Source organism: Ruegeria profundi (genome assembly GCF_049800715.1).
Lineage (GTDB): Bacteria > Pseudomonadota > Alphaproteobacteria > Rhodobacterales > Rhodobacteraceae > Ruegeria > Ruegeria profundi_A.
The window spans coordinates 88,509-112,848 of the sequence record NZ_JBNAFO010000008.1 but is presented as its reverse complement, the minus strand read 5'-3'; the positions used below and the strand labels follow the sequence as shown (position 1 = coordinate 112,848).

Here is a 24,340-nt window from a genome sequence, read left to right as displayed (position 1 = left end):
GCCTCCTCAGATTTTGTGAGCCATCAGGATTGTGTGGCTTTGGGTTTCAGGGTCTTCGGCCAGAAACCCGGTCAATTGCAGCCCGTTCTCTTCAAGGCAAACAGCATAGCCTGCCGGAGACAGCGAGGCGTGATAGACGCGTTCCGATCCAACGGTACCACTGTCCTCTCCTGCGCGGGGACCGACGGTCAGCATCAGCATTCCACAGGGCCGCAAATGACGGGACATACGGGCGATACAATCCGTTTGCTCGTCCGCTGTCAGATGGAAAAAGCTGTTCCAGGCGATGATGCCATCGAAGGTCTGATCCAGTTCGAAATCGCGCATATCGCCATGACGCCAATCGCCATCGGGCCATCGGGTTCGGGCAATAGTCAGCATCGCTTCGGAAAAATCGACACCCGTGACGTCAAACCCTTCGGCCTTGAACCACCGCGCAATGGGATCGCCTGTCCCGCAACCTAAATCCAGAACGCGATCGCCTGGCTTCAGGCTGGCAGTGAAGCGCGCCAGCCAGCGCGCTTCGAACAAGGCCTTTGAACGGCGCTTGTCATAGTCGGTCGCCTGCCGTTCATAAATGGCATGCGTGTCGTTTGGATCTGCGGTCATCCTGTCCAGGTGGCTCCTGCCGGGTCATCGGTCGCTGTAATCCGGTACAGACCTGCCTGTCCGGTCATCGACGGTTCAACGCTATAGCGTTCCCCTGGCAGAACCAAGGCAGTGTCTCCATTTGACAGAGTGGTCTCATATCCATCAATCGAGATGCGCCAGTGACCGCTGGCGGGCATTAGAACAACTGGCTTTTCAGCGACAATCGGATCATTGACACTCGACCCGCGCCCGAGGAAGTCGACCTCGAACCCCGGTTTATCTTTGATCAGAGCGTTTTCGCCAATCACCGGCGCTGGTTTATTGGCCGACAATGCCATCAGATCCCAGTAGCGGGCAACGTATTTGCCCACCACATCCTCGACCGGCACCTCGGGGTAGTCTTTCAACTGTTCCTCGGTCAGCAGCGGCATCGGGCGCACGTTGTGGGGCAGCTCTTGGCCTTTCTTGCTGTCATACAGAACGCCATTGTCACCCAGCATCAGCCCGTGGGCCTGCGCGTCCTGAATGACTTGCGGTGCCCATGTCACGCCACCCCCGGCATCGTCACCGCCGAGGATCGACATGATCATCCCATAATCCTGACCGACATTTTCGAACCCGCGAAAAATGCCGGTTGGAATGTTGAAGATGTCGCCTTCTTCGGCAATGAACTCACCCGCAGTGCCATAGCGACCCCAGAAGAACCGCCAGCGGCCCTTGGCGACAAAGAACACTTCGGCCGTGGTGTGGCTGTGCAGAGAGTTCCGGCATTTTGGAGGCTGGCCCGCAGCGCCGATGTTAAAGCCGATCTTGTCGGTGATGTGGACGTGCTGGTCGGGCGATTCCGAGACGCCGCCGCCGATAATGGTGAAGTTCTCTTTCTGGTCACTGCCCGGCGTATGGGCGTCGATAAAGGCGGTTTTGCAGGGCTGCAGCTCGCCGTAGCGGACGATGCGTTGTTGGATTGTGCTCATGATGGTCTCCTTGAAAATGGGGGTGATGGGATCAATCCCGTCCCCCGGGAGGTCGATTATTCAAACGCCGAGCGCGCAGCGAGGCGCGATGCGTGTGAAAGCGCCGCGCCGCCTGACTGGCGTTCAGGGAGAGGCCCATCGCAGCCACTCAGCCCTCCTGGTCTTGTAGCAGGATCTGTTTCCAGACCGAGGTCTCGTCGAACAGGGTATATTCCCGGCGCAGCTGCGGCTGGCCGCTGATCAACTCGCCGAACTCGCCGTGGCTGATGCCCAGAACATAGACCTGCGCACCGGTTGGCGCGCCAAAGACACCCCAGCCATCATGCTTGCCCCATAGGCTCCAGCGGATCGCGGCGCGAGGGGGCATGTTCGGGTCGTCGCGGCCAATCTGGTGTTCGATCTTGAACTCGGCGTTCGGAAAGCTGGCGCGCAAGCCCATCCAGAACCGATCCACCGAGTCCCAGCCGTGACCGGTGATCCCGCCTACATATTCGGACTGAACAGCGCGATCATATTCGGTTTCGATTGCGCCCATATCGGCATTCATGATCCGGGTCAGGATATCGGCGTAACGCTGCCCCCATTCATTGTCGTTGCCGGTGCCCTTGTAGGGGCCGGGCTGGTCGATCTTGGGTGTCAGCGGTTTGACGCAGTTCTCAGGTCCACCTTCGCGCGCAATTAAATCGGCGGCGTATTCCTTGGGGTCCCAACCCATCTGACGCACGATCGCCCCCTGATCGCGGATCAGCCATTCGTCGTTGATCTGATTGTCGATGGCGTGGCAGTCGGCGAGAATCCGATAGCGCAATTTGGTTCCGGTCGCTTTTCCATAAACTCCCTCGGCCAAATGTGTTGCGGTCGAGATGATCCGGTGCGAACTCAGCATCCCCTCTTCCGGCGTACCGGACCAGATAACATCCTCGCCAAGCAATTGACGGTCGGGAAACTCGGCCAGCGTCGCCATGGTCGCGCCGATGACGTTCTGGTTGCCCAGCACCACCGACCCGGGCGAGCGCACGACGATATCCTTGCTGTAATAGTCGTGCAGCGTGGCGATGCCGCGATCCTCCCAGATCTCTTTGGTGATCCCGATGATGTAATCCGGGAAGTCCCGGAATTTCGGATCAAAGCCCTTCATGTCTCAGTCCTTTGTGGTTTCCACCCCTTCGGCAAACGCGCCGAGGTCCGCACGATCAGCGGCCCGTCAATGGCCACTTTGCGCGGTTCGGCCGTGGCCGGGGTGTCGATATGGTCAAGCAATGCGGTGACGGTTTCAGCCACCATCAGATTTGCGCGCTGGCGGATGGTCGTCAGGTTATAGGCAGGCCACCCGGCGGGCGGCACATCGTCATAGCCGATGACCGAGACATCCTCGGGCACGCGCAGGCCCAATTCGAAGCGGATCACGTCCATCACGGCTAAAGCCATGTGATCATTGGCCACAAACACTGCGTCTGGCCGTTTACCGGGGGCAACGTCAAACATCCGGCGGGCGGCGGCGCGCGCGTTTTCGGTGTGGAAATCTCCGACGTCATGGGCGAACACATCCTGCCCGCCTTCGGCCAATGCCGCGCGGAACCCGGCCTCGCGGTCGCGCTGGGTCGAGGCTCCCTGCCAGCCCGCGATATAGGCAATCCGCTTATGCCCTCCGGCCAGTAGAAACTCGGCCACTTTGCGGCCCCCCGCATAGTTGTCCGAGGCCACCGTAGTGATCCCGTCTAGATCTTGCGTACGGTTGAACAATACAACCGGAACACCGGCCTGCTGGCAGCGCGTGGCAATATCCGACGACATCGGAACCGAGGCCAGAATAACCCCGTCAACCTGATAATCCAGAATCTCGTCCATCACGTCGTCAATATTCCCGGCCGAGCGTGAGGCCATGAAAATCAGCACGTGATAGCCCTGTTCCTGCAGCGCGTTGGAGAGCTTTTCTAACGCCTCGGGGTAGAAGTAATTCTCGAGATACCCCACCACCAGACCAATGATCCGGCTTTTGCCCGACACCATGGCGCGGGCCAGAACATTGGGTCTGTACCCGAGTTCGGCGGCCGCCTTGCGCACTTTGTCTTCGGTTTTTTTGCTGACCGAGGCACCGGGCGTGAACACCCGGCTAACTGCCGATTGGCTGACACCGGCCAGTTGCGCAACCTGAAGGGATGTGACCTTTTCAGCCATCAGTCCGCCGTCCACCCGCCGTCAATCAGCATCGAGGTGCCGGTCACCAAAGCTGAGGCGTCCGAGGCCAGATAGGTGACCGCGCCCATGATGTCTTCAACCTCGCCCACGCGGTCGAGTTTGATCTTGTCCATGATCCACGCGGCCCGTTCGGGGTTGTCGAAGGTGGATTGTGTCAGCGGCGTGCGGATGAAGGTCGGGCAGACCGTGTTGATGCGGATGCGCTGTTTGCCCCATTCGATAGCCATCGCTTTGACCATGCCCTCAAGCCCGTGTTTCGTGGCGCAATACAGCGCTCGGTCAACGCCGCCAACATGGCCCATCTGGCTTGAGATATGGATGATTGATCCCGGCCGACCCGCCGCCAGTAGCGCCTTTGCTGCATAAGAAGACAGGAAATAGGCCGAGCGCAGGTTGATATCGGTCACTGCGTCGAAATCCTCGGGCGTGGTGTCGATTGCCGGGCCGTGGCGAGCGGTTCCGGCGGAATTGACCACCACGTCAAAGGCGCGGCCTTCGAACAACTGTTTCAGCGCCTGCAAGTCTCCCTGATCCACCACAGCAGCCTCAGCCGACCAGCCCTGCGCCTGCAGTGCGGCGACGGTCTCGGCCAGTCGATCTGCCCCGCGCGCCGCACAAACCACATGCGCCCCGGCTTCGGCCAGCGCCACGGCGCAGCCCTGACCGATACCCGAGGAGGCACCGGTAACCAGCGCGGTTTTACCGCTCAGCGAAAACGAGGGGGTGCGGGGCAGTTCAGTCATCAGCTCATTCCATCCGGTATTTCAATTCGGCCCATATTCCGGGCCTTGTTGAATTCCCGCAGACGGGCGAACACGTCAACTCCCAGTTGGCGATAAGCGTCCAGAAGATCGACCAGAACCCAGTTTTCGCGGATCAGGCCATTCTCGAGCCGCCAGAAATCAAGGCTGCGCATGGTGATCCGCTGGCCCGAGGGCGCAATACCCATCCAGCCGTCATGGGTTACCGTCTGGATCATGTTCGGCCAGCCGGTGACGGCGGCATATTCGCCATCGCCGAAGAAGTGATAGGTGATGTCATCCACATACTTCCCGCGATCCGGCATCCCGTTTAGAAACGGAATCTGGTGCCAATTGCGAAACCCAGCATAGCCGCGCCCGGTGCCGATACCTGCCGGGCCGTACCAGTTCATGCGGGGGTGCCAGAACTTCTCCATCTCCATCACCTCTGGCCCGCCTTCCGAGGGGTGTTTCTTGAGGTGATCCAGCATGTCGATGATGTGCTGGCATGTCTGCTGGCCTTTGGCGGCATCATATGGCCCCGGCACCAGACCATCCTGCGTGGCGGGACCCGGCACATGCCATTCGAGCCCCAGACTTGGGGCCATGGGCCAGGCGTTGGCCTGTATCATCACCTCGGGGATGTCCCAAAGCGCCTGTATCTCGACGATCTTGCCGTCGCTGAAGCGGTAGAATTCATGGAACCGCATCGTTACCTGATGGCCGGTCGGCGGGATATCCAGCCACGGTCCGGTGAAGGTACCGGTATAGTAGCCGCCGCAACCGACCCAATCCGCGCTGTGTTCATCCGGCCCGGCTGTGACGATGTAGTCGCGCCGCTCCAAGTCAGGCCATGCGTCCAGCAAACCTTTGTAAGCGGTGTCATAAAACGCATCGCTACCGTTGCTGTCGCCGAACGGGTGGCACAACCGAAACAGGGCATCCGGAGCGCTGACATTTGCCAGCGCTTTCCGCACACCCGTTTCCGTAAAGTCATACATAGCCGCCCTGAGAGGAGCGATCAGGGATTTGTGCTGCGTATGGATATCACTCATTCCGCGGCGTCCCGATACGGCGCCGCCTCGCCATAGGGGACGTTGATCCCGCCATAGCGGCGGACGCGGACATTGCATTGCTCGGCATGGCCCACGAAGCCTTCCAGCATACACAGGCGCGAGCCATATTCACCGATCAGCGTCGCCGCTTCATCGGTCAGAACCTTCTGATAGCTGTGGGTTTTCAGGTATTTCCCTACCCATAGCCCGCCGGTGTAGCGCCCAGCCTTTTTGGTCGGCAGCGTGTGGTTGGTGCCAATCACCTTGTCGCCATTCGACACATTGGTGCGCGGGCCAAGGAACAGTGCACCGTAACAGGTCATGTTCTCAAGGAACCAGTCATCGCGGTCGGTCATCACCTGTACATGCTCGGATGCGATGTCGTCGGCAACTTTCAGCATCTCGTCATAGGTGTCGCACACGATCACCTCGCCATACTCGGCCCAGGACACTTTCGCAGTGTCGGCGGTGGGCAGGATGCCCAGCAGGCGGTCGACCTCGGCCAGAGTATCCTCGGCCAGTTTACGCGAATTGGTCAGCAGCACGCAGGGGCTGTTGTAGCCATGCTCAGCCTGACCCAACAGGTCGGTTGCGCAGAGTTCCGCGTCTGCTGCGGTCTCGTCGGCGATCACCATGGTCTCGGTCGGGCCGGCAAACAGGTCGATGCCCACACGGCCAAACAGCTGGCGCTTGGCTTCGGCCACAAAGGCATTGCCGGGGCCAACGAGCATGTGGACGGGATCAATGGTTTCGGTCCCCAGCGCCATCGCGCCGATGGCCTGAATGCCGCCCATCACATAGATCTCATGCGCGCCGCCCAGGTGCATGGCCGCAATCACCGCCGGGTTCGGTTTGCCCTGAAACGGAGGTGTACAGGCGATGATGCGCGGCACGCCCGCGACGCTGGCTGTCGCCACCGACATATGGGCCGAGGCCACCATCGGGAACTTGCCGCCGGGTACATAGCAACCCACCGACTGCACGGGGATGTTCTTGTGGCCCAGTATGACGCCGGGCAGGGTTTCAACCTCGATATCCAGCATCGAGTCCCGCTGCGCCTGTGCAAAGTTGCGCACCTGCTCTTGGGCGAACTTGATATCGTCCAGCTCGCGGTCGGTCAGCTGGCCGATCAGATCGTCGATCTGCTCGTGCGACAGGCGGAACGAGGCGGGGGAATAGTTGTCGAATTTCTCGCTCAGCTCGCGCACGGCGGCGTCACCACGGGTTTCGATGTCTTTCAGCGTGGCCTCGACCACGGCTCGGGTCTTTGCGTCATCTTCGGCCCGGTCAGCGTCGGATTTGCCGCGTTTCAGATACTCGATTGCCATAATCCTGATCCTTACTTGTCGGGGCGGGGTGCGGTTTTCTCACCCCGGTCATAGGCTTCCCAGCCCTCACCGTTAAACAGATCGACCCCCAGCTGCGCGGCCACATGGGCGAAATCCACATTCACCCAGTTGTCGACGATCTTGCCGTCGACCACTTTCCAGAAATCCATGTAACGGATCTCGACCCGCTTTCCGGTGGGGGCGATGCCCAGAAACTCGCCGGAATGGGTGGCCTCTTGCCGGCCAAAGGCGGCGGCCCATTCGCCCATATAGAGGCGTGCCTCGTCGATACAGGTTTTGTCGGAAAACGCGGCCTGGAAGGGGCGCTGCCAGTTATCCTGAAATTCCTTCAGGCCGGTCTTGGTGCCGCAGCCCTGATTGCCCATCCAGCGGAAACCCTTTGAGAAGAACTCGCCGATATCGTCAATACGGTGGTCGTTCAAACCGTCCACCATGGTTTCGATCACGCGGCGCGTGTCTTCGGTTTTGCTCAGATCCGTGTCACGAGTCAGAACGGCTTGTTCCGGGCGGGAACCCTTCATTTCTTTATCCTTTTACTGCGCCAGCGGTCAGCCCGCTTACGATTTGGCGTTGGAAGATCATCACAAGGAAGAACAGCGGGGCGATGATCGACACCGCAGCGGCCACGGCGACCACCTGATCGGTCGTGGTTGTTTCGCGGTTGAACATGCCCGCAATGGCAGGGACCATCGTCTGGTTCTGCGCATCGAGCAGCAGCGAGGTCACAAGAAAGTCGTTATAGGCCAGCAGGAAGCTGAACAGCCCAGTCGTAATCACTCCCGGCCACATGACCGGCATGATCACGCGGCGGAAGGCTTGAAAGTGGTTGCAGCCATCAACCCGCGCCGCCTCGTCCAGTTCGGCCGGAATGTTCTGGAAGAACGAGCGCAGCATCCAGATCGTGAACGGCTGGTTGATCGCAACCAGCACCGCGATCACGGCGAAAGGCTTACCATAAAGCGTCGGTGCATTCTCACCCAGAATTGGCGCCAGCCATTCGGCCGAGTTGATGAAGACCGGCAGATAGCCCGCCACCAGAACCGAATGTGGCAGCGCGCGAAAGATAAGCGCAATCAGCAAAATCCAGAAGGCCAGTGTTGAGCCCGACCGCGCCAGACCATAACCCGCCAGCGTGCCCACGGTAAGCGATACAGTCACAACCCCGGCGGTCACGATCAGCGAGTTTTTGAAGTTGTTGGAAAAGCCCCGGTCGACCCAGACGGTTTTGTAATGCTCGGTCGTCACGCCAAGCACGTCGCGACCCAAGGGTCCAAAGAGCGGGTTCAGCACGTTCAGAACCGCAGGCAGGACCACAAAGAAGACCAGCAGGAACGCGATCAAGGCGACAAGTACGCCGACCACCCAGCCGAACCATGCCTGACCCGGCGACGTGTATTCCCTGATCTTCGCGGGCAGCACCTTGGTTACGGCCATGGCAGCACCCCAGATCACCGCGATCCCGAGAATGATATCCAGAACCGACAATCCGTTCCCTGTGGCCAGCGTCGCCGGGCCAAAGATCACGTTCAGCGCGTTGCTGTCATAGGCGTCCACTGGGGATTTGACGCTCATGATCGCGATCCAGACGATCGGGAAGGCGGCGACAAGGCACCAGAACGCCAGGAAGATGTTTGAGGTCAGCCGCAGGCTGAGAGGTTGGCGAAGCGCGCGCGAGGACATATCAGTGGCCTCCTTTATGGTCGCGCCAGGTGCGGCGCAGCGGCAGGATCAGCAGAATGACGATCCCGATCATGGTCAGCATCGCGCTGGCCGAGGCCCGGCTGATCGACCGGTTGCCCGCCTGATCCGGCACGAGGAAGTCGAAGGTCAGCCATTGCAGCGAGATGACATAAGCCTGACTGGAGAAACCGACGATCTCTTCGAACACCCGGTAAGCGTCCATCAGGTGAATCATCGATACGAAGATGATCAGCGGCATCAGATGCGGAATGACGATGTATTTCATCCGCTGCCAACGCGTCGCCCCATCGATCACGGCGCTTTCTAGACTGTCTTGATTGACGGTCTGCAGCCCGGCATAGAACACAACGGCCGCAAACGGGGCCACGTGCCAGACGCGATAGAACATCATCAGGATTTCAATCGTCCAGGCCTGCGCGAACAGGGCGATGTCGCGGTTCAACCACCATTCCAGCAGCGCTGTCAGGATGCCGTCCCCACGGAACAGCCAGTTGATCGACAGCGCGCCGATTACCGGCGTGATGATGAAAGGCAGCAGCGAGATGAAGATGACCGGCCCGCGGATCGACCCCGCGGCGTTATTGATGAGAACCGCGATGCCCAACCCGAACCCAATGACCAGAGGCAGTGTGATCAGCGTGAAAGTCAGCGTGAATCGTAGCGCCTTCCAAAAGTTGATGGTGGACAGGACCGACCAATTGCCCTCGGTGATCGCGCGCCAGGCACGTTCGGGCTCCAGCACGTTGCGATAGCTTTGCAGGCCGACATATTCGGTCTGTGTGATCACCTCGCCATGTTCGTCCAGCTTGGGCTGCGATTTCTGCTCGGTCACGCAGGTCTGGGTCAGGAAGCCAGGGGTGCAGGTTTCGACCTCGACCATCTCATAGACGGGTTGGGTGATGTAAAAGCTCTGCTTGAACACGCTGACCAACGGGAAAGCGATAAAGAGAAGCATCATAAAGACAGAGGGGCCAACAAAGGCGGCAAATGTCCTGAAATTCATGGCTCTGCCTTTCTCATGGTTCTCGGGTGGGGAAACAGGGAGGGCACGGGGCCCTCCCCGGGGAGGATCAGTTGCTGATCAGGCCAGCTTCTTTCGCGGCAGTGATGTAGTCCGCCTCGATATCGGCCAGCGCAGTCTGTGCGTCCTTGGCGCCGGTCAGGTAATCGGCCAGACCGTTGCCCAAGGCGCTGTGCAGAACACCCATTGCGGCGCTGGCCGGGTAGGCCCCCGCACCGTTTTCCGCCGAGGCGGCAGCGCCTGCAGCCAGTTCGCCGGGCTGGTAGGCCGCGTTCAGCCAGACGGCAGTGTCATTGTTCGCACTGACCATGTCACCGTCGATCCCTTCCATGACCAGACGGAAGGCGGCGTCCGCCTCTTCATCGCTCATGTTCGAGGCCAGAACGATGCCGTCCCACCAGATCGTGGTCGAGGGACGCTCGGATCCCATCGGAGCTGAAGCCATGGTGACCTTGCCGACCACCTGGCTTTCGGCCTCGTCATTCATGGCAGCGGCGCGGCTGGCCCAAAGGTTCGCCATGGCGATCTTGCCCTGTTGGAACTGCTGCTGCACATAGGTGGAATCGGACACGAGGTATTCGGGATCCATGAACTCGGTCATGGCCTTCATCGTCTCAAGCGCTTTGACGCCCTTTTCGTTGTTGATCGCGGGCATGTTGCCCTCGCCGATGAACGTGCCGCCTTCGCCCATGTACATGTTGACGAATTCCTGGGCCAGGTTCCAACCGGTTTTGAAGGTGCCGCCGATGGGGTATTCCATCACGCCGGCCTCTTTGATCTTGGCGGCGGCAGCCAGAACGTCGTCATAGGTCTTGGGTTCTTCAATGCCCAGCTCGGCCAGAACATCATCGCGATACATCAGGTGCTGCGCGTTCACCATCATGGCAATCGCCATCACCTTGCCATCCACCTTGATCAGCTGGTTGGGCAGCAGGTCTTGCCCGTATTTTGCAACCAGATCATCCAGCGGACGGATTGTGCCCGCGTTCAGAAGCGGGATCATGGTTTCATTCGCCACGCCGCCAATCTGATAGAGCGAAGGGTCGGCTGCAAAGGCTTCGGGCTGCTTCTCGCGGAATTCCTGATCCAGCGAGGCGCTGAAATTGCCGCACTCGGCCATTGCGTCCGTCACAGCTTTCCAGGCTTCGAAACCCGCTGACAGCGATTTCAGCGGCACTTCGTTTTCATAGGAGCAGGCTGCCGATGCACCGCTTGCCGCGATGGCCATGGCGCCTGCCATTAGGATCGTCTTGAGTTTCATGCGTTTCTCCCTGTCAGGATGGGTCCGTCGTCGACGTCCGGACCGCTGTTATGCCCCGAAGGGCTGTTGGCGGGGTTACCCCCCGATCCGCGCACCGCTTCCAGCTTCGAAGAGGTGACAGATTTCTGTTGGCACCGAGAATGAGACATCATCCCCGATCTCGGCGCGGAAAGATTTATCGGCCTTGACCGACACCAAAGCCCCACCGACCCGGACCGAGATCATGGTCGCGTCGCCCAGAAGCTCGAGCGTGTAGATCGGTGCGGTGATCTGGCCCGAGCCTTCGGCAAGGCTGGCATCCTCGGCCCGGAAACCCAGTGTCATGGGGCCATCGGGTGCGTTGACCGGGATCTCGACATGTTCCGCACGGAACACGCCGCCCGCGACCTCACCCTCCATCAGGTTCATGGCGGGCGAGCCGATAAAGCTGGCGACAAATGTATTTGCGGGTCGGTCATAGATTTCGGTCGGGCTGCCGACCTGCTGCACCACGCCCTGTTTCATCACCACAACACGGTCAGCCAGTGTCATCGCCTCGATCTGGTCGTGGGTGACATAGATCGTCGTCACCGCCAGCTCATGGCTGAGGTTCTTGATTTGCGCCCGGGTCGAAACCCGCAGCTTGGCATCCAGGTTCGACAGAGGTTCGTCCATCAGGAACACGTTCGGTTCACGTACGATGGCGCGGGCCAGGGCCACACGCTGCCGCTGCCCACCCGACAGTTCGGCGGGTTTGCGATGCAGAAAATCGTCCAGCTCGACCATTGCGCTGGCGCGGCGCACCTTGTCGTCATGGGTCGCCGGGTCGATGCCGCGCACTTTCAGAGGAAAGCGGATGTTCTCATAGACATTCATGTTGGGGTAGAGCGCATAGCTTTGGAACACCATCGCCACGTCGCGGTCTTTGGGCTCCAGATCGTTGACGACTTTACCGTCGATCAGGATATCGCCCTCGGTCACGTCCTCAAGCCCGGCGATCATCCGCATCGTGGTGGTCTTGCCGCAACCCGATGGTCCCAGCAGCACCAGAAACTCGCGATCTGCGATGGTTAGGTCAAAATTGTGGACCCCCACAAACGAACCCCATCGTTTGCCGACGTTACGCAGTTGAATTTCCGCCATGGTGCCCCCAACTAGGATTCGTTTTGCATACGTTTGCAAAACTGTAGTTCGCATATATCAAATCAGGCAAGACTTTTTTGCATACGTATGCAAGAATGTGGAAAATACCCGATTCATTCTAGCGACACAAAACGCGCAACACCCTGACACAAATGGAAAATACCGTGACCTTCCAGAAAGAGAAAAAAGTTATCTCTGACTTTCATTCCGCATTGGATTCAGCGACGCCCCAAGACGTTCTCAGCGTCATGAGCCGTTTCTGTACGCTTGATTCACTGTGGCGCGGTTTTCACCCGTTCAACTTGATCAATGATGCAGAACAAGTGGCCCAGCAATTCTGGATGCCCCTGAAATCCAGTCTGACACGATTGCAAAATCGGGTGGATATCATGTTCGCCGGGCAGAATTCGCTGCGTGATGAATCAGATGTGTGGGTCGTCACTATGGGGCATTTGATGGGCCTGTTCGACCATCCCTGGTTGGGCATTCGCCCGACCGGAAAGCTTGCGTTTCTGCGCTATTGCGCCTTCTACAAGGTCGCCGACGGCAAGATCACGGAAACGGCGATGTATTTCGACATACCACACCTGATGGTGCAGGCCGGGCAGAACCCGTTTCCTCCGCAAACAGCGGCGCATCTGGTGCAACCCGGCCCAATGCCACATGACGGCCTGCTGCTCACGGAACAGCCGGTTGCAGAGGGTGAGAAAACACTGGCATTGATCAATGCGATGATCTCGGACCTTGGCCAGTGGCAAGGCGGGTTACCGCTTGAGGAAGAGTTGGCCAGAACCTGGCATCAAGACATGATCTGGTGGGGCCCCGAGGGGATAGGTGCGACCTACACGATCGAACGCTACGCCAAGCAACACTCGGGACCGTTCCGTGCGGGTTTCAAAGACCGGTCTAAGACCAAGCATATCTGCCGTCTGGCCGAAGGACACTATGGCGGCTTCTTTGGCTGGCCCAACTTCACCGCAACGCCCTCAGGAGGGTTCATGGGTATGCCGGCCACTGACGAACCGGGCGAGTTCAGGGTGATCGACATTTACCGCCGCGCCGAGGACAAACTGGCCGAAAACTGGATTTTCATAGACCTGCTGCATTTCTGGAAACAACAGGGGGTCGACGTATTGGGCCGCACTGTTGGGGTCAAAACACCATGAAGATAGACGCACATCACCATCTGTGGGATCTGAACGCGGTCGAGTATCCTTGGTTGATGGAAAAAGGGGCCGTTCGGTTCTTTGGCGATCCCACGCCGATTCAGCGTAACTACTTGTTGCCAGAGTATCGCGCGGATGCGTCGGCACAGGGCTTCTCGGCTTCGGTCCATATTCAGGTCGGTGCTGCAGATCCCTGGGCCGAGGCGCAGTGGGTGCAATCCGTGGCCGATCAATATCCGGACTGGCCGCTGGTTCAGGTCGTGTTTTGCGATCTGACGGCCGATGATCTGGAGTACCAGCTGGATCGCTTTCAATCGCTACCCTCGGTCCGGGGTGTGCGTCAGATCGTCGGGCGCGCGCCGGGCGAAGATGCCAAGACCGGCACAAACAGATTGCTTGAAAACCCGGATTTCCGGAAAGGGTTGAACACTGTGGGCGAGCGAGGCCTTTCCTTTGACCTGCAATTGCTTCCCGAATTGATGGAGCAAACTGCCGAAGCGCTTTCTCAGGCACCAGGTACGCCTGTCGCTCTTTGCCATGCTGGCTCACCACATGACCGCAGCGCTGAGGGGTTAAGTCACTGGGAAGAGGCGCTTAGTTCCCTGTCCAAACTGCCGCAGGTCCATTGCAAACTCTCGGGGCTTGGCATGTTTGATCACAATTGGAGCGCCCAAAGCGTCGCGCCAATCGTTTCAACCTGCTTGTCGCAATTCGGCGCCGATCGTTGCATGTTCGGATCGAACTTTCCGGTCGACAGTCTTTCTTCGACTTACCTTGAGCTGGTTTCGCGCCTTCAAGAACTGATCCCTGACGCGCATAAGGACAGCGTGTTCCACAACACTGCAAAGAGGTTTTACCGTTTTGAGTGAAGTTGGAAACTGTTCTCGAAGTTGATCGGCCCGTTGCAATTGAGGGTGCCGCGTGGGGCGATACGCTTAGATAAGTGCACGCCCAGATTCATTCGGTTTCATCATTTCAGGCAATCACAGCCCGACTTTCGGCTTCAAATTAAAACCGAGCCAGACAGATCAGTCCGCTCATGCGAACGGCCTGAATCTCTTTTGCAAGTCGACACCTCTCAAGGAGAGTTTGGTGCATAGGCCAGATAGTTTTCCTGAATAGAGATCTGGTCCGCGATGAACTTTGCATCGTGCCAAACGCCCCAGATGAACGAGGACCCACGGCGCGATTGCCATGGCAGCCCGACGAAATACAGCCCTGGCACCTGAGAGACACCACGCTGATGGATCGGTCTGCCTCGGTCGTCCAGCGTGTCTGCCTCTAGCCAGTCGTAATCAAACTGGAACCCAGTTGCCCAGATCACGGTGCGGATATTGTTGCGCTCAAGGTCCAGCTCGCGAATGGGGTCTGACACACAGGCGGGATCGTCCCCTACGACCCAGGCCTCGGGCTCTTCTGGTAGGTCCATGCCGGTGCGCGCAACATAGGCATCGGCGGCTTCGAGCAGGGACAACATGTTTGCGTCGCCCGCATCAAGATTGGCTTTGAGGTCATCAGCGATATGGAGAACGCCGTTTTCATATCCCGACGACATCCCCAGTAAAGTGATACCGCGCTGGGCAAGTTTCCTGAAATCTACAGTTTTGCCGCCATGCGCGCCACTGACTGCGATTGTGACATGCTCGGTGCCGGGCGCCGGAGTATCCAAATTCCAAATGCCGAGCACTCCCAGCCACCAGACATTGTCTCGCCCGCGATAGCGACGTGGAGGTCGGTCATGGGGGCCAATGGAGAAGAAAACCTCGCGCCCAGCATCATGCAATTCGGCCGCGATCTGCGATCCGGAGGAACCACCGCCGATGACCAGAACGGCGCCCTCAGGCAAAGCCTCGGGATTGCGATACGCGGTGGAATGCATCTGCAGAACGTCAGAGGATTCGGGGATGATCGGCGGAATCGCCGGTTTCTGAAACGGCCCTGTGGCACAGACGAGGTGGCGCGCTTCTATGGGACCTTGCGACGTTTCGATCAAAAAACCCGCGCGGTTTTCATGCGGGCGCGCACGCGTCACCGTAACGCCTGTGCGCACGGGCGCGTCGATCATTTTGGCATAGTCTTCAAAATACTTGGCCACGCATTCCTTGCGCGGAAACGCGTCGCGGTCGCCGGAAAACTCGAGGCCCGGGAAGCGATCATGCCATGCCGGACCATTTGCAACGAGTGAATCCCACCGTTCGGATCGCCAACGTTCGGCAATGCGGCCCCGCTCTAAAAGGACGTGTTCAATGCCTTGGGCACGGAGATGCTCGCTTGTGGCAATGCCCGCCTGACCTGCGCCAATCACCACCGTGTCGAAGTTTTCCATCGCGTCACCTTTTTTGCCGTGCTGGGTATCTGTTGGCCCGGCTGCTTCTTTTGCTTGTGCAACCCTAATTTTGTATCATCTTATGTCGATTAGATTTTACCTAATCACCGGTAAGATAGACTTTTGGTTTGTTTCCGGCAAAAGCCGTCTCAGTATGTGAATGCGGTGGCCGCCCGCGACTCAGGCAAAGAGGTTCGTTCATGCCCAAAGACCACGTTGATCCTATCGCCGCTCTGCGCGCGAACACCTCGGCCCCATTTGAACGTGCGCGGGCCATGCCGACCGAGGTCTATACCGAGCAGAGCTTTGTCGATGCAGAGCTTGAGCACATCTTCCGAAAGGACTGGTACTGTGTGGGCCGGGCCGACGCCTTGTCGTCTGTAGGGGACTATGTGGCCTGCGAACTGGCCGGGCAGCCAATCGTTGTGTTGCGCGACAGGGACGGAGATCTGCGCGCGATGAGCAATGTGTGCCTGCACCGCATGTCGACACTTTTGCATGGGCGCGGGAATGCAAAGACAATCGTCTGCCCCTATCACGCCTGGACCTACAGCCTCGACGGCAAGCTACGCGGTGCGCCCGCGATGAAGCAGAACGAGGGGTTTTGTAAAGACAACTACGCGCTGCCTCAGGTCCGCTGCGAGGAATGGCTGGGATGGGTCTTTGTCTGCCTTGATCCAAATGCGGCACCCGTCGCCCAGCAACTGTCCGAAGTGGCGACCATGATCGAAGGCTATGACATGGCCAACTATTCCGAGGCGTTCTACGAAGAACATGTCTGGGATACCAACTGGAAAGTGTTGGCCGAGAATTTCATGGAAAGCTACCATTTGCCGGTGTGTCACGCGGGCACGATTGGTGGATTGTCGCGGCTGGAGGACATGATTTGCCCGCCCGGCAGCGCAGCCTTCAACTACCACACGATTCTGAAGGATGAATCCCTACGCATCGCCATGGCGCACCCCAGCAATGACCGGCTGAAAGGCGATGAACGCCGCACGACCTTTCTTCTGGCGCTTTATCCAAGCCTGATGATCACGCTGACGCCAGGGTATTTCTGGTATCTGTCCTTGCATCCCAAAGGGCCGGGTCAGGTGCATATCCGCTTTGGCGGTGGCATGTCGAATGACTTTGCGGATGACCCAGACGCGCAAGACAATTTCACCGCGCTCAAGGCGCTTCTGGATGACGTGAATGTCGAAGATCGTGGCTGTACCGAAAAAGTGTTTCGGGGACTATGTTCAGAAGCAGCATCGCCTGGGCATCTCAGCCATCTGGAACGCCCGAACTATGACTTTGCGCAGTATCTGATGTCAAAGATCGACGCAGGAGGCGCGACCTAAATATGGCCCACACCCGCATCCGCCCTTTCAATACCGGCGATACTTACCCTGAACAATCGCTCGACAATGACCTGTGCCAAGCCGTCGTCACACGCGGCGGGAGTACTGTCTGGATGCGCGGGCAGTGTCCGCAGAACCTGGATGATTCCAAGAACATCGACAGCCATGACCCCGCGGAGCAGACCCACAAGGTGATGCAGAACATCAAGCAATTGATCGAAGAAGCAGGCGGCGAAATGGAGCATCTCGTCAAAGTGGTCGTATACATCACCGATGTCCGCCACCGTGAGGCTGTGTATCGGACCATGGGCGAATACATCAAAGGCGTTCATCCTGTCTCAACCGGTCTGGTTGTACAGGCTCTGGCACGGCCTGAATGGCTGGTGGAGATTGACGCCACCGCCGTGATCCCGGACTAGCCCCGTGACTTTCTCTCTTGTGGCCCGCTGCGCGCAGACCGGCATGTTTGGCATGGCGATCTCGTCTTCCTCTCCGGCCGTTGCAGCCCGTTGCGCCTATGCCCGTGCAGGCGTTGGTGCGGTGGCAAGCCAGAATGTCACCGATCCGAGCCTTGGCCCAAAGACGCTCGATCTGATGGAACAGGGCGCCTCGGCTGAGGTGGCGGTGCGCCAAATCACTGGTGAGGCCGCGCACATCGCGTACAGGCAGCTTCTGGCAATTGATGGAATCGGAACCACAGCCATCCACTCCGGCCAAAATGTACTGGGCAACTGGAACGAGGCGCAGGGCAGGGATGTTGCATCGGGGGGCAATCTTCTGGCCCATGACGGTGTACCCGCTGCCATCGTGTCCGCATTCGAAGATGCGACAGGTCACTTGGGTGACCGGCTGATTGCTGCACTGCGCGCTGGGCTTGTAGCCGGGGGCGAGGCCGGGCCCGTGCATTCCGCTGGTCTGATGTTGGTCGACAAAGTCAGCTGGCCCGTGGCCGACCTGCGCTGCGACTGGACCGAGGATTGCCCCATTGAAGCGGTTGCAACCGCTTGGGACGTCTACAAACCACAACTGGACGATTACGTGCGCCGCGCACTCGATCCCTCCGCCGCGCCCTCCTATGGCGTGCCGGGGGACGCGTAAGACATAACAACAAGGGAGGCCGGGATGACCCATTTGCGAACGAAACTTCAAGACTTGGCCGCCTTGCCCGCGGATCGCCCGATGGGTATGCCCGGCGCATTCTATACCTCGCAGGAGCAATTCGACCACGAGGCGCAGACTGTGCTGCGCAGCGGGTGGCATTGCTTGGGTCGGGTCGACGAAATCCCGGAACCCGGTGATTTCTTCACCGTCCAACTTCTGAATGAACCCTTGCTTGTCGTGCGTGGCGATGAAGGTGAAATCCGCGCCCTTGCAAATGTGTGTCGGCATCGCGGAATGCCTCTGGCAGAAGGAAGCGGTAATACAAAGCGATTTGTTTGCTCGTATCACGCTTGGGCCTATGGGCGCGACGGTGCCTTGCTGCGTGCGCCGCGAATGGAGAATGCGGGCTTTGATCCCAAATCCTGCAGGCTGCCGGAACACCAGGTGCAGCTTTGGAACGGGTTCATTTACGTGAACCTTACGCCAGACGCCCCGCCGTTTGAGCACCCTGAGCTTGATGCAATGCTGGCACCTTATGAGACAGAGGACTTCCGCCTTGTGCATGTGGCTGAAGAGAACTGGCAGACCAACTGGAAATGCCTGGTTGAGAACTTCATGGAAGGCTACCATCTGAGTGTGGTCCATCCGCAAACCCTGCACGGCTACACCCCATCAGGGCTGTCGCGCAAGCTGGTCAGCGGGGACGGCTACACCTCCTATGCTGCCAATTACCCGGACAATATCACACCGCGCGGAGACGGCGCGACGGGCCTGAGCGAGGCAGAACGAAAACGGTCATCCCTCTTTGCCAAGTTTCCCACGCAGGTGGCCAGCCAAGCCGCCAGCCTGCTCGTATCGCTGTCTATTTTCCCGATCAACGCGAACCTGATCCGCGTCAAATGGACGATGTCCGTCTATCGCGATAACCTCGATCACGACACGATCCAGGGGCGAATCGCGCTCTGGGAAGAGGTCAACCGCGAGGATCGCGAAAAGCTTGAGCGCATGCAGGTCGCGCTGCATTCAGCCCACGCGATCGAGGGGCCGCTGGCAGGGGATGACTATGAAGGCACGATCCGCGATTTCCAGACCTGGCTGGCCCAACAGGATAGTGCCCCTGATCTGGCCTGAGAGTATGCGAGCCCTGAAAACCTCTGCCAACGTCTCTAAAATAGGAGCGTCTGCGTGCCGCGTCTGACCCTCCGGCAGTTGGAGTACCTCGTTGCGGTTGGCGAAACAGGTAGTATAGCGCGGGCCGCAGACCGGTTGAACGTTTCGTCGCCGTCGATCTCATCGGCCATCACTCAGCTTGAAGAGGAGTTGGCGATTTCGCTGTTCGTAAGGCAACACGCGCAGGGCCTGTCACTGACGCAAGGTGGGCAGAGGGTGCTTGAAAAAGCCCGCCAGGTCCTGAACGACGCGAGAGAGATCGCAAACATTGCCGCCGATATTTCAGGTACGGCGCGCGGCCCTCTCGCAGTGGGCTGCCTCCTGACCTTTGCGCAACTTGTCTTACCGCGGTTGCGGCGCGGGTTTGAAACCGGATTTCCCGATGTCAGGATCGCCCAGAAAGAACTGAACCAGGCAGAGATATTCAACGCGTTGCAACGGTCCGAGATCGACATTGCGCTGACCTATGACATGGATATTCCAACCGATCTGAATTTCATCGGGCTTGTGCGCCTGAACCCGTTTGCGTTGCTGCATGCCGGACACGAATTGGCGTCACGGACGTCCGTATCCATTGATGACCTGGCGGACCTGCCAATGATCCTTCTCGATTTGCCGATCAGTACCGACTACTTCCTGTCGCTGTTTACCGCATCTTCGCGCCAGCCTCGTATCGTGGAGCTGACGCGAGACATGGCGGTGATGCGTTCAATGGTTGGAAACGCCTTTGGCTATTCCATCGCCAATGTGCGCCCGCAAAGCAATACATCACCGGACGGTAACCCGCTGGTTTGTGTGCCGATCACCGGACCGGTTCGGTCCTTGAGAATGGGCCTTTTGACCACCCACGGTGCGGAAAAGTCGCGTACTGTGTCTGCGTTCATAGACTATGCGCAGGCTCAGGCCCGCGCGGGCGCCTTCCGCGCCATCGGAGGAGAAGCGCTTTCATGAGTGTCTCGCTAGAGGTTCTGGAGCGTTTGGTTGCCTTTGAAACCGTCAGTGCCCGATCCAACCTCGATATGATCGCCTTTATCGAAGCCTTTCTGCGAGATCGCGGCTTTCGGGTGCAGCGCATCGCGGATCCTGAGGAACCCAAGGCAGGGCTTTTTGCAGAAATCGGGCCGTCCGTTGAAGGTGGCCTACTACTCTCTGCGCATTCCGACGTGGTGCCGGTCGAGGGGCAGGACTGGAGCGTAAGCCCCTTTAAACTGACCCGACAAGAAGGCCGATTGTACGGGCGTGGTACGACCGACATGAAAGGTTTTCTAGCTGAGATGCTGGCCCTCGCCGATGCCGTGCAGGGTCGGGAACTGAAAACGCCCTTGAAGCTCTTGGTGTCATACGACGAAGAGATCGGCTGCGTCGGGATTTCACGCATGAAAAAGCAGCTACCGTCGCTTTTGGGACGCCCCAAACTGGCCATTGTGGGCGAGCCGACCGAGATGCTGGTCGCCATTGGTCACAAGGGCAAGCGCGCATACCGCGCGGACATCAGAGGAGAGGCCGGACATTCCGCACTGGCCCCGCAATTTGTCAACGCACTTCACGTTGCTGTCGATTTCGTCGCAGAATTGCGCCAGATGCAGCAAAAGGTCCAACAAACCGGGATCCGCAACGACGCCTACGATGTTCCCTATACGACCTTCCATGTTGGCCAGCTGTCCGGCGGCACGGCACTCAACCTTGTGCCCGACAAAGCGTCACTTGTGTTTGAGTTCCGGCATCTGGCGGAAGATGACCCCGACGAGATCGAAGCCGAACTTCAGCAGGCAGCAGACACGGTGTTAGCCAAGTTTCCACCGGCTGCCCAAATCTCGCTTCGAGCGTTGGCGGGGTACCCGGGGCTGTCGGTCGCTAGCTCTGAACCGGTGGTCTCACTGGTCAAATCCTCTGGCGGCGGCGACACAACCCACGTTGCATTCGGAACTGAGGCTGGCGTTCTGTCAAACCTCGGCATCGCATCAGTGGTGTGCGGCCCAGGGTCTATGGCGGAACAAGGCCACAAGCCTGATGAGTATGTTTCCGAAGAACAGTTGGTTGCTTGTTCCCTCATGCTTGGAAAAGTCGCGAATGAGGTGTTGTTTGGCCTCTAGGGCAGATGTGTTTTTTGTGAGGTCAGTTGCGAAGCTTCCGACAATTGACGCCCACACTTGATGCGTATGAATGCCGTCTGCTCCGGTAAGGGGCGGTCCTGGATTGGCGTATTGTGGTCAGCTTTAAGCGTTGTCCATTCTAATGGATCGGTCGCGTGTCGTCAGAGATTGTTGCGGAGTCTAATGTGCCACAACCTTGCTACAGAACGACTTTGACGCAGCGTTGGCGAGGTAGTTTGACCATTCAAATGTTTCGAATCGATTGAGAAGTGCTATGCTGCACTGCAGAAATCGAGGCGCCACGATGTTCCACCTGAATAGGTCAAAAGCTGTCGTCATCGGAGTAGCGAGCGATCGGTCGATCGCGTGGGGTTATGCACGCGCGCTGCAGTCGCAAAGCGAAGATGTCGCCAGGCCTTCTGAAAACCCGCGTCGTCACCGGGATAGCCAATTTTGGTGCGCTGCAGCAAAGCATGCACCCACACATCACTTCGCGACCATCGAAGATGTCGACCTGTGCATCGTTTCTTGCAAGCAGCGAGGCGTTCAATTTGACCGGGGGCATACTCCCCATCGACGGTAATAACAACATCGTCCGAGGAAGGATAGATCAATGGCTCGGAATTCATTCGCGAATGAAAAGGCATCGAACCTTGCAACGGGTGAAAACATAACGGCCGTGAACAGCAAACTGTTTGACGCGATTTCCAACGTGCTCGATCAATCTGGTGTTCAGTATGAAATTCTGTCCCGAGCCGCCACCATTCAGGCTCAGAAAATAACTGAGCACCATTCGGATCGGGTTCTGAACCTGACAAACGATCTGCGCGATCTTGCGGTGCAATTCACGCAGACGAAATCCGCTGGCTCGGCTTGGGCGGACTATCTCAAGGATGCTGGTCAGCGCGTCGCCTTGACGATGGACGCCTTGCGTGAGCGTGGTGATGTTTTCCTCGAACATGAAGCGGCAGGTTGCCCGCCGGTGCTTGCCTATGACTACGACGTGATCGTTGATGGGACCGAACTCGACCGGCCCTGTAGCTATCACCTATTGCGCATCGTCCCCCCGCAAGGGATCGACGTGGACGATCACAAACGCCCTTACATCATCATTGACCCGCGTGCCGGTCATGGCGGTGGTATTGGTGGTTTCAAGTCCGACAGCCAGGTTGGCGTGGCGCTAGCCAAGGGCCATCCGGTCTATTTTGTGAGCTTCGACCGTGATCCGGTTGAAGGTCAGACATTGGCGGACGTTATGCACGCCGAGGCTGGATTTGTTCGCACAGTCGGCGCGCGTCATCCCAAAAGCCCGCAACCGGTCGTGACAGGAAATTGCCAGGGCGGTTGGGCGACGCTGCTGATGACGGCCTGCAACCCTGATCTGACCGGGCCTTTGGTGCTCAACGGAGCGCCGGTTGCACCATGGTCGGGTGAAGTTGGTGAAAACCCCATGCGCTACAATGGTGGTATGCTTGGCGGCACCTGGCAGCCGATGTTCTGGTCAGATTTGGGGGATGGTAAGTTCGATGGCGCCAATCTGGTGATGAATTTCGAACAGCTAAATCCCAGCCGAAACTACTTTGGCAAATATTTCGATCTGTATCGCGATCCCGAAGCCGGCAGGCAACGCTTCATCGATTTTGAGCGCTGGTGGGGTGGGTTCTTTCTTCTGAACGAGGCCGAAATTCGATGGATTGTAGAACAGCTCTTCGTCGGAAACCGGCTGGTCAAGAATACCGCGCAACTGGAACCCGGAGTTCCCGTTGATCTCAAGGCGATCAAGGCGCCGATTTTTGTCTTTGCAAGCCATGGCGACAATATCACGCCGCCGCAACAGGCGTTGAACTGGATTGCCGAAACGTATGCTGACGAAGAAGAGATACGGGTACGCGGCCAGCGCATCATATACATGCTTCATGATGAGGTGGGACATCTGGGCATCTTTGTTTCCTCCAAAGTCGCGCGCAAAGAGCACGCAGGCTTGGCCTCTACACTTGAGACGGTCGAGGCAATGGCGCCCGGCCTCTATGAAATGGTCATTGATAGCATCGAAGGGGACGGGGTCGATAAATCCTTCGAAGTTCGTTTCGTCGAACGAACGCTGTCGGACGTCGCGGCATTGGATGACGGTCGACAGGATGAGAACAGTTTTGCCGCAGTGGCGCAAATGTCCGAAGTGCAAGCAGGGGCCTATGAAACCTTCGGTCGCCCAGCAGTGCAAGCCCTGTCGTCACCGGTGATGGCCCAGGCTTTGCGAAATGCACATCCATTGCGAGCACAACGCGCTGCGATATCTTCGAGCACAGTTTTGGGGAAAGGAATCGAAACTCTGGCGCAGAATGCCAGAGCGGAGCGCGCTCCCGCCGATGCTGAAAATCCGTTTCTGAAATGGGAAAAACTCACCGGTGAATGGATTGAGCAGTCGATGGATCTTGGCCGAGATTTGCGCGACGCCTGGTATGAGACGTCCTTTTTCGCCATTTGGGGTGGGCCGTTTGCGTCTTGGTTCGGGCAAAGGAATGCAACGCGCCGAACCTTGCCAGACCCGGCGACTTTGCGCGATCTGCCCGAGGTCAGCGCGGTGCTTGCTCATATGCGGCAAGGTGGTGTACCCGAGGCGGTCATTCGTATACTGGTTCTATTGGCTGACAGTCACAAAGGCTTTCGTGCCGAGATTTTACACCGTTGGGCGCATATCTTTCACCACGAAGCGCCGTTCAAGTGCCTTTCGGTCACCGACCGTCAACGTATTCTGCATGAGCAATCTCTGGTCGCCACTTTTGATCCGAAGGGTGCGGTCGAAACGTTGCCTTATCTATTGCCGGACAAAGCGCGGCGCACTGAAGCCGTCGATCTCGTCAAACACATCATAGGTGAAGTCCGAACGCCCTCTAAAGAACTGGAAGAGATGGCCAATCTGCTTGTACGGGTTTTGGACTACAATGGGGATGCTGAAACTGAGGCAAAGCCAGCGTCAGAGTCATCACCAGCTCGACCAAGAAAGCGAAGAGTAAAGACAAAACCCAGTCTGAATTAAAACGATTTCATTGCTTTAGGCCGGAAATCTCTATTAACTTGGCGGCAACCAGGTTTGCCAGATCAATATAAATCCCTCCGGCGCTGATGCT

General features: G+C 58.3%; 22 protein-coding genes. 9 read left to right on the top strand and 13 right to left on the bottom strand.

Going from position 1 to position 24,340, the window contains the following annotated elements; translation table 11 throughout:
- Positions 1 to 6 precede the first annotated feature (6 nt).
- The 12 genes from ACP15L_RS14135 to ACP15L_RS14080 form a co-directional block, all read right to left on the bottom strand.
- Positions 7 to 609, bottom strand: a complete 603-nt coding sequence (locus ACP15L_RS14135; RefSeq protein ID WP_170473918.1) for a class I SAM-dependent methyltransferase — start codon at positions 607 to 609, stop codon at positions 7 to 9.
- Positions 606 to 1,565: a cupin gene (locus ACP15L_RS14130; protein WP_170641186.1), complete on the bottom strand. Its 960-nt coding sequence runs from the start codon at positions 1,563 to 1,565 to the stop codon at positions 606 to 608. The genes ACP15L_RS14135 and ACP15L_RS14130 overlap by 4 nt, the downstream gene beginning before the upstream one ends.
- A 148-nt stretch (positions 1,566 to 1,713) precedes the next feature.
- The gene (locus ACP15L_RS14125; RefSeq protein WP_170380316.1) at positions 1,714 to 2,703 is read right to left on the bottom strand and encodes a nuclear transport factor 2 family protein; all 990 of its coding nucleotides are present in this window, start codon (positions 2,701 to 2,703) and stop codon (positions 1,714 to 1,716) included.
- Positions 2,700 to 3,743, bottom strand: coding sequence for a LacI family DNA-binding transcriptional regulator (locus ACP15L_RS14120; RefSeq protein ID WP_425084655.1), 1,044 nt, complete (start codon positions 3,741 to 3,743; stop codon positions 2,700 to 2,702). The genes ACP15L_RS14125 and ACP15L_RS14120 overlap by 4 nt, the downstream gene beginning before the upstream one ends.
- The gene (locus tag ACP15L_RS14115) at positions 3,743 to 4,507 is read right to left on the bottom strand and encodes an SDR family NAD(P)-dependent oxidoreductase (RefSeq protein WP_425084654.1); all 765 of its coding nucleotides are present in this window, start codon (positions 4,505 to 4,507) and stop codon (positions 3,743 to 3,745) included. Before ACP15L_RS14115 ends, ACP15L_RS14120 begins: the two co-directional genes overlap by 1 nt.
- The gene (locus ACP15L_RS14110) at positions 4,507 to 5,559 is read right to left on the bottom strand and encodes an ester cyclase (protein WP_425084653.1); all 1,053 of its coding nucleotides are present in this window, start codon (positions 5,557 to 5,559) and stop codon (positions 4,507 to 4,509) included. The genes ACP15L_RS14115 and ACP15L_RS14110 overlap by 1 nt, the downstream gene beginning before the upstream one ends.
- Complete coding sequence (hisD, locus tag ACP15L_RS14105) at positions 5,556 to 6,887, bottom strand: histidinol dehydrogenase (protein WP_170667739.1); 1,332 nt, start codon at positions 6,885 to 6,887, stop codon at positions 5,556 to 5,558. The genes ACP15L_RS14110 and hisD overlap by 4 nt, the downstream gene beginning before the upstream one ends.
- A gap of 11 nt (positions 6,888 to 6,898) precedes the next feature.
- Entirely contained in the window at positions 6,899 to 7,429 is a 531-nt protein-coding gene (locus ACP15L_RS14100) for an ester cyclase (RefSeq protein ID WP_170380320.1), read from the bottom strand.
- A 4-nt stretch (positions 7,430 to 7,433) separates the two neighbouring features.
- Positions 7,434 to 8,588 carry a carbohydrate ABC transporter permease gene (locus tag ACP15L_RS14095; protein ID WP_425084652.1) on the bottom strand — a complete coding sequence of 385 codons (1,155 nt, stop codon included), beginning with the start codon at positions 8,586 to 8,588 and terminating at the stop codon, positions 7,434 to 7,436.
- Between the two features lies 1 nt (position 8,589).
- Positions 8,590 to 9,612, bottom strand: a complete 1,023-nt coding sequence (locus ACP15L_RS14090; protein ID WP_170380322.1) for a carbohydrate ABC transporter permease — start codon at positions 9,610 to 9,612, stop codon at positions 8,590 to 8,592.
- Between the two features lie 67 nt (positions 9,613 to 9,679).
- Entirely contained in the window at positions 9,680 to 10,891 is a 1,212-nt protein-coding gene (locus tag ACP15L_RS14085) for an ABC transporter substrate-binding protein (protein WP_170640096.1), read from the bottom strand.
- A gap of 75 nt (positions 10,892 to 10,966) precedes the next feature.
- Positions 10,967 to 12,013, bottom strand: coding sequence for an ABC transporter ATP-binding protein (locus ACP15L_RS14080; RefSeq protein ID WP_425084651.1), 1,047 nt, complete (start codon positions 12,011 to 12,013; stop codon positions 10,967 to 10,969).
- A gap of 152 nt (positions 12,014 to 12,165) precedes the next feature.
- Here ACP15L_RS14080 and ACP15L_RS14075 point away from each other — a divergent pair, with 152 nt between their 5' ends.
- A complete protein-coding gene (locus ACP15L_RS14075) occupies positions 12,166 to 13,179 on the top strand; it encodes an ester cyclase (protein WP_425084650.1) in 1,014 nt (337 codons plus the stop codon).
- Complete coding sequence (locus ACP15L_RS14070; RefSeq protein WP_425084649.1) at positions 13,176 to 14,048, top strand: amidohydrolase family protein; 873 nt, start codon at positions 13,176 to 13,178, stop codon at positions 14,046 to 14,048. The genes ACP15L_RS14075 and ACP15L_RS14070 overlap by 4 nt, the downstream gene beginning before the upstream one ends.
- A 209-nt stretch (positions 14,049 to 14,257) precedes the next feature.
- Here the strand turns inward: ACP15L_RS14070 and ACP15L_RS14065 are convergent, their stop codons facing one another.
- Positions 14,258 to 15,505: a flavin-containing monooxygenase gene (locus ACP15L_RS14065; protein ID WP_425084648.1), complete on the bottom strand. Its 1,248-nt coding sequence runs from the start codon at positions 15,503 to 15,505 to the stop codon at positions 14,258 to 14,260.
- Positions 15,506 to 15,705: 200 nt separating this feature from the next.
- Here ACP15L_RS14065 and ACP15L_RS14060 point away from each other — a divergent pair, with 200 nt between their 5' ends.
- The 7 genes from ACP15L_RS14060 to ACP15L_RS14030 all read left to right on the top strand — a co-directional run bounded on the left by ACP15L_RS14060 (position 15,706) and on the right by ACP15L_RS14030 (position 24,249).
- Positions 15,706 to 16,848 carry an aromatic ring-hydroxylating oxygenase subunit alpha gene (locus tag ACP15L_RS14060; protein WP_425084647.1) on the top strand — a complete coding sequence of 381 codons (1,143 nt, stop codon included), beginning with the start codon at positions 15,706 to 15,708 and terminating at the stop codon, positions 16,846 to 16,848.
- Between the two features lie 2 nt (positions 16,849 to 16,850).
- Positions 16,851 to 17,267: a RidA family protein gene (locus ACP15L_RS14055; RefSeq protein WP_425084646.1), complete on the top strand. Its 417-nt coding sequence runs from the start codon at positions 16,851 to 16,853 to the stop codon at positions 17,265 to 17,267.
- A gap of 4 nt (positions 17,268 to 17,271) precedes the next feature.
- Complete coding sequence (locus ACP15L_RS14050) at positions 17,272 to 17,946, top strand: DUF1028 domain-containing protein (RefSeq protein ID WP_425084645.1); 675 nt, start codon at positions 17,272 to 17,274, stop codon at positions 17,944 to 17,946.
- 24 nt (positions 17,947 to 17,970) lie between these two features.
- Entirely contained in the window at positions 17,971 to 19,080 is a 1,110-nt protein-coding gene (locus ACP15L_RS14045; RefSeq protein ID WP_425084644.1) for an aromatic ring-hydroxylating oxygenase subunit alpha, read from the top strand.
- 54 nt (positions 19,081 to 19,134) lie between these two features.
- A complete protein-coding gene (locus ACP15L_RS14040) occupies positions 19,135 to 20,070 on the top strand; it encodes a LysR family transcriptional regulator (protein WP_170667733.1) in 936 nt (311 codons plus the stop codon).
- Positions 20,067 to 21,212 carry an acetylornithine deacetylase gene (gene argE, locus ACP15L_RS14035; RefSeq protein WP_425084643.1) on the top strand — a complete coding sequence of 382 codons (1,146 nt, stop codon included), beginning with the start codon at positions 20,067 to 20,069 and terminating at the stop codon, positions 21,210 to 21,212. Before ACP15L_RS14040 ends, argE begins: the two co-directional genes overlap by 4 nt.
- 613 nt (positions 21,213 to 21,825) lie before the next feature.
- The gene (locus tag ACP15L_RS14030) at positions 21,826 to 24,249 is read left to right on the top strand and encodes a DUF3141 domain-containing protein (protein ID WP_425084642.1); all 2,424 of its coding nucleotides are present in this window, start codon (positions 21,826 to 21,828) and stop codon (positions 24,247 to 24,249) included.
- Positions 24,250 to 24,340: the final 91 nt, after the last annotated feature.

Bases quoted from the DNA above. Each gene is read 5' to 3' on its own strand.
- ACP15L_RS14135 (WP_170473918.1), bottom strand. From the start codon at position 609: ATGACCGCAGATCCAAACGACACGCATGCCATTTATGAACGGCAGGCG.
- ACP15L_RS14130 (WP_170641186.1), bottom strand. From the start codon at position 1,565: ATGAGCACAATCCAACAACGCATCGTCCGCTACGGCGAGCTGCAGCCC.
- ACP15L_RS14125 (WP_170380316.1), bottom strand. From the start codon at position 2,703: ATGAAGGGCTTTGATCCGAAATTCCGGGACTTCCCGGATTACATCATC.
- ACP15L_RS14120 (WP_425084655.1), bottom strand. From the start codon at position 3,743: ATGGCTGAAAAGGTCACATCCCTTCAGGTTGCGCAACTGGCCGGTGTC.
- ACP15L_RS14115 (WP_425084654.1), bottom strand. From the start codon at position 4,507: ATGACTGAACTGCCCCGCACCCCCTCGTTTTCGCTGAGCGGTAAAACC.
- ACP15L_RS14110 (WP_425084653.1), bottom strand. From the start codon at position 5,559: ATGAGTGATATCCATACGCAGCACAAATCCCTGATCGCTCCTCTCAGG.
- hisD (WP_170667739.1), bottom strand. From the start codon at position 6,887: ATGGCAATCGAGTATCTGAAACGCGGCAAATCCGACGCTGACCGGGCC.
- ACP15L_RS14100 (WP_170380320.1), bottom strand. From the start codon at position 7,429: ATGAAGGGTTCCCGCCCGGAACAAGCCGTTCTGACTCGTGACACGGAT.
- ACP15L_RS14095 (WP_425084652.1), bottom strand. From the start codon at position 8,588: ATGTCCTCGCGCGCGCTTCGCCAACCTCTCAGCCTGCGGCTGACCTCA.
- ACP15L_RS14090 (WP_170380322.1), bottom strand. From the start codon at position 9,612: ATGAATTTCAGGACATTTGCCGCCTTTGTTGGCCCCTCTGTCTTTATG.
- ACP15L_RS14085 (WP_170640096.1), bottom strand. From the start codon at position 10,891: ATGAAACTCAAGACGATCCTAATGGCAGGCGCCATGGCCATCGCGGCA.
- ACP15L_RS14080 (WP_425084651.1), bottom strand. From the start codon at position 12,013: ATGGCGGAAATTCAACTGCGTAACGTCGGCAAACGATGGGGTTCGTTT.
- ACP15L_RS14075 (WP_425084650.1), top strand. From the start codon at position 12,166: ATGGAAAATACCGTGACCTTCCAGAAAGAGAAAAAAGTTATCTCTGAC.
- ACP15L_RS14070 (WP_425084649.1), top strand. From the start codon at position 13,176: ATGAAGATAGACGCACATCACCATCTGTGGGATCTGAACGCGGTCGAG.
- ACP15L_RS14065 (WP_425084648.1), bottom strand. From the start codon at position 15,505: ATGGAAAACTTCGACACGGTGGTGATTGGCGCAGGTCAGGCGGGCATT.
- ACP15L_RS14060 (WP_425084647.1), top strand. From the start codon at position 15,706: ATGCCCAAAGACCACGTTGATCCTATCGCCGCTCTGCGCGCGAACACC.
- ACP15L_RS14055 (WP_425084646.1), top strand. From the start codon at position 16,851: ATGGCCCACACCCGCATCCGCCCTTTCAATACCGGCGATACTTACCCT.
- ACP15L_RS14045 (WP_425084644.1), top strand. From the start codon at position 17,971: ATGACCCATTTGCGAACGAAACTTCAAGACTTGGCCGCCTTGCCCGCG.
- argE (WP_425084643.1), top strand. From the start codon at position 20,067: ATGAGTGTCTCGCTAGAGGTTCTGGAGCGTTTGGTTGCCTTTGAAACC.
- ACP15L_RS14030 (WP_425084642.1), top strand. From the start codon at position 21,826: ATGGCTCGGAATTCATTCGCGAATGAAAAGGCATCGAACCTTGCAACG.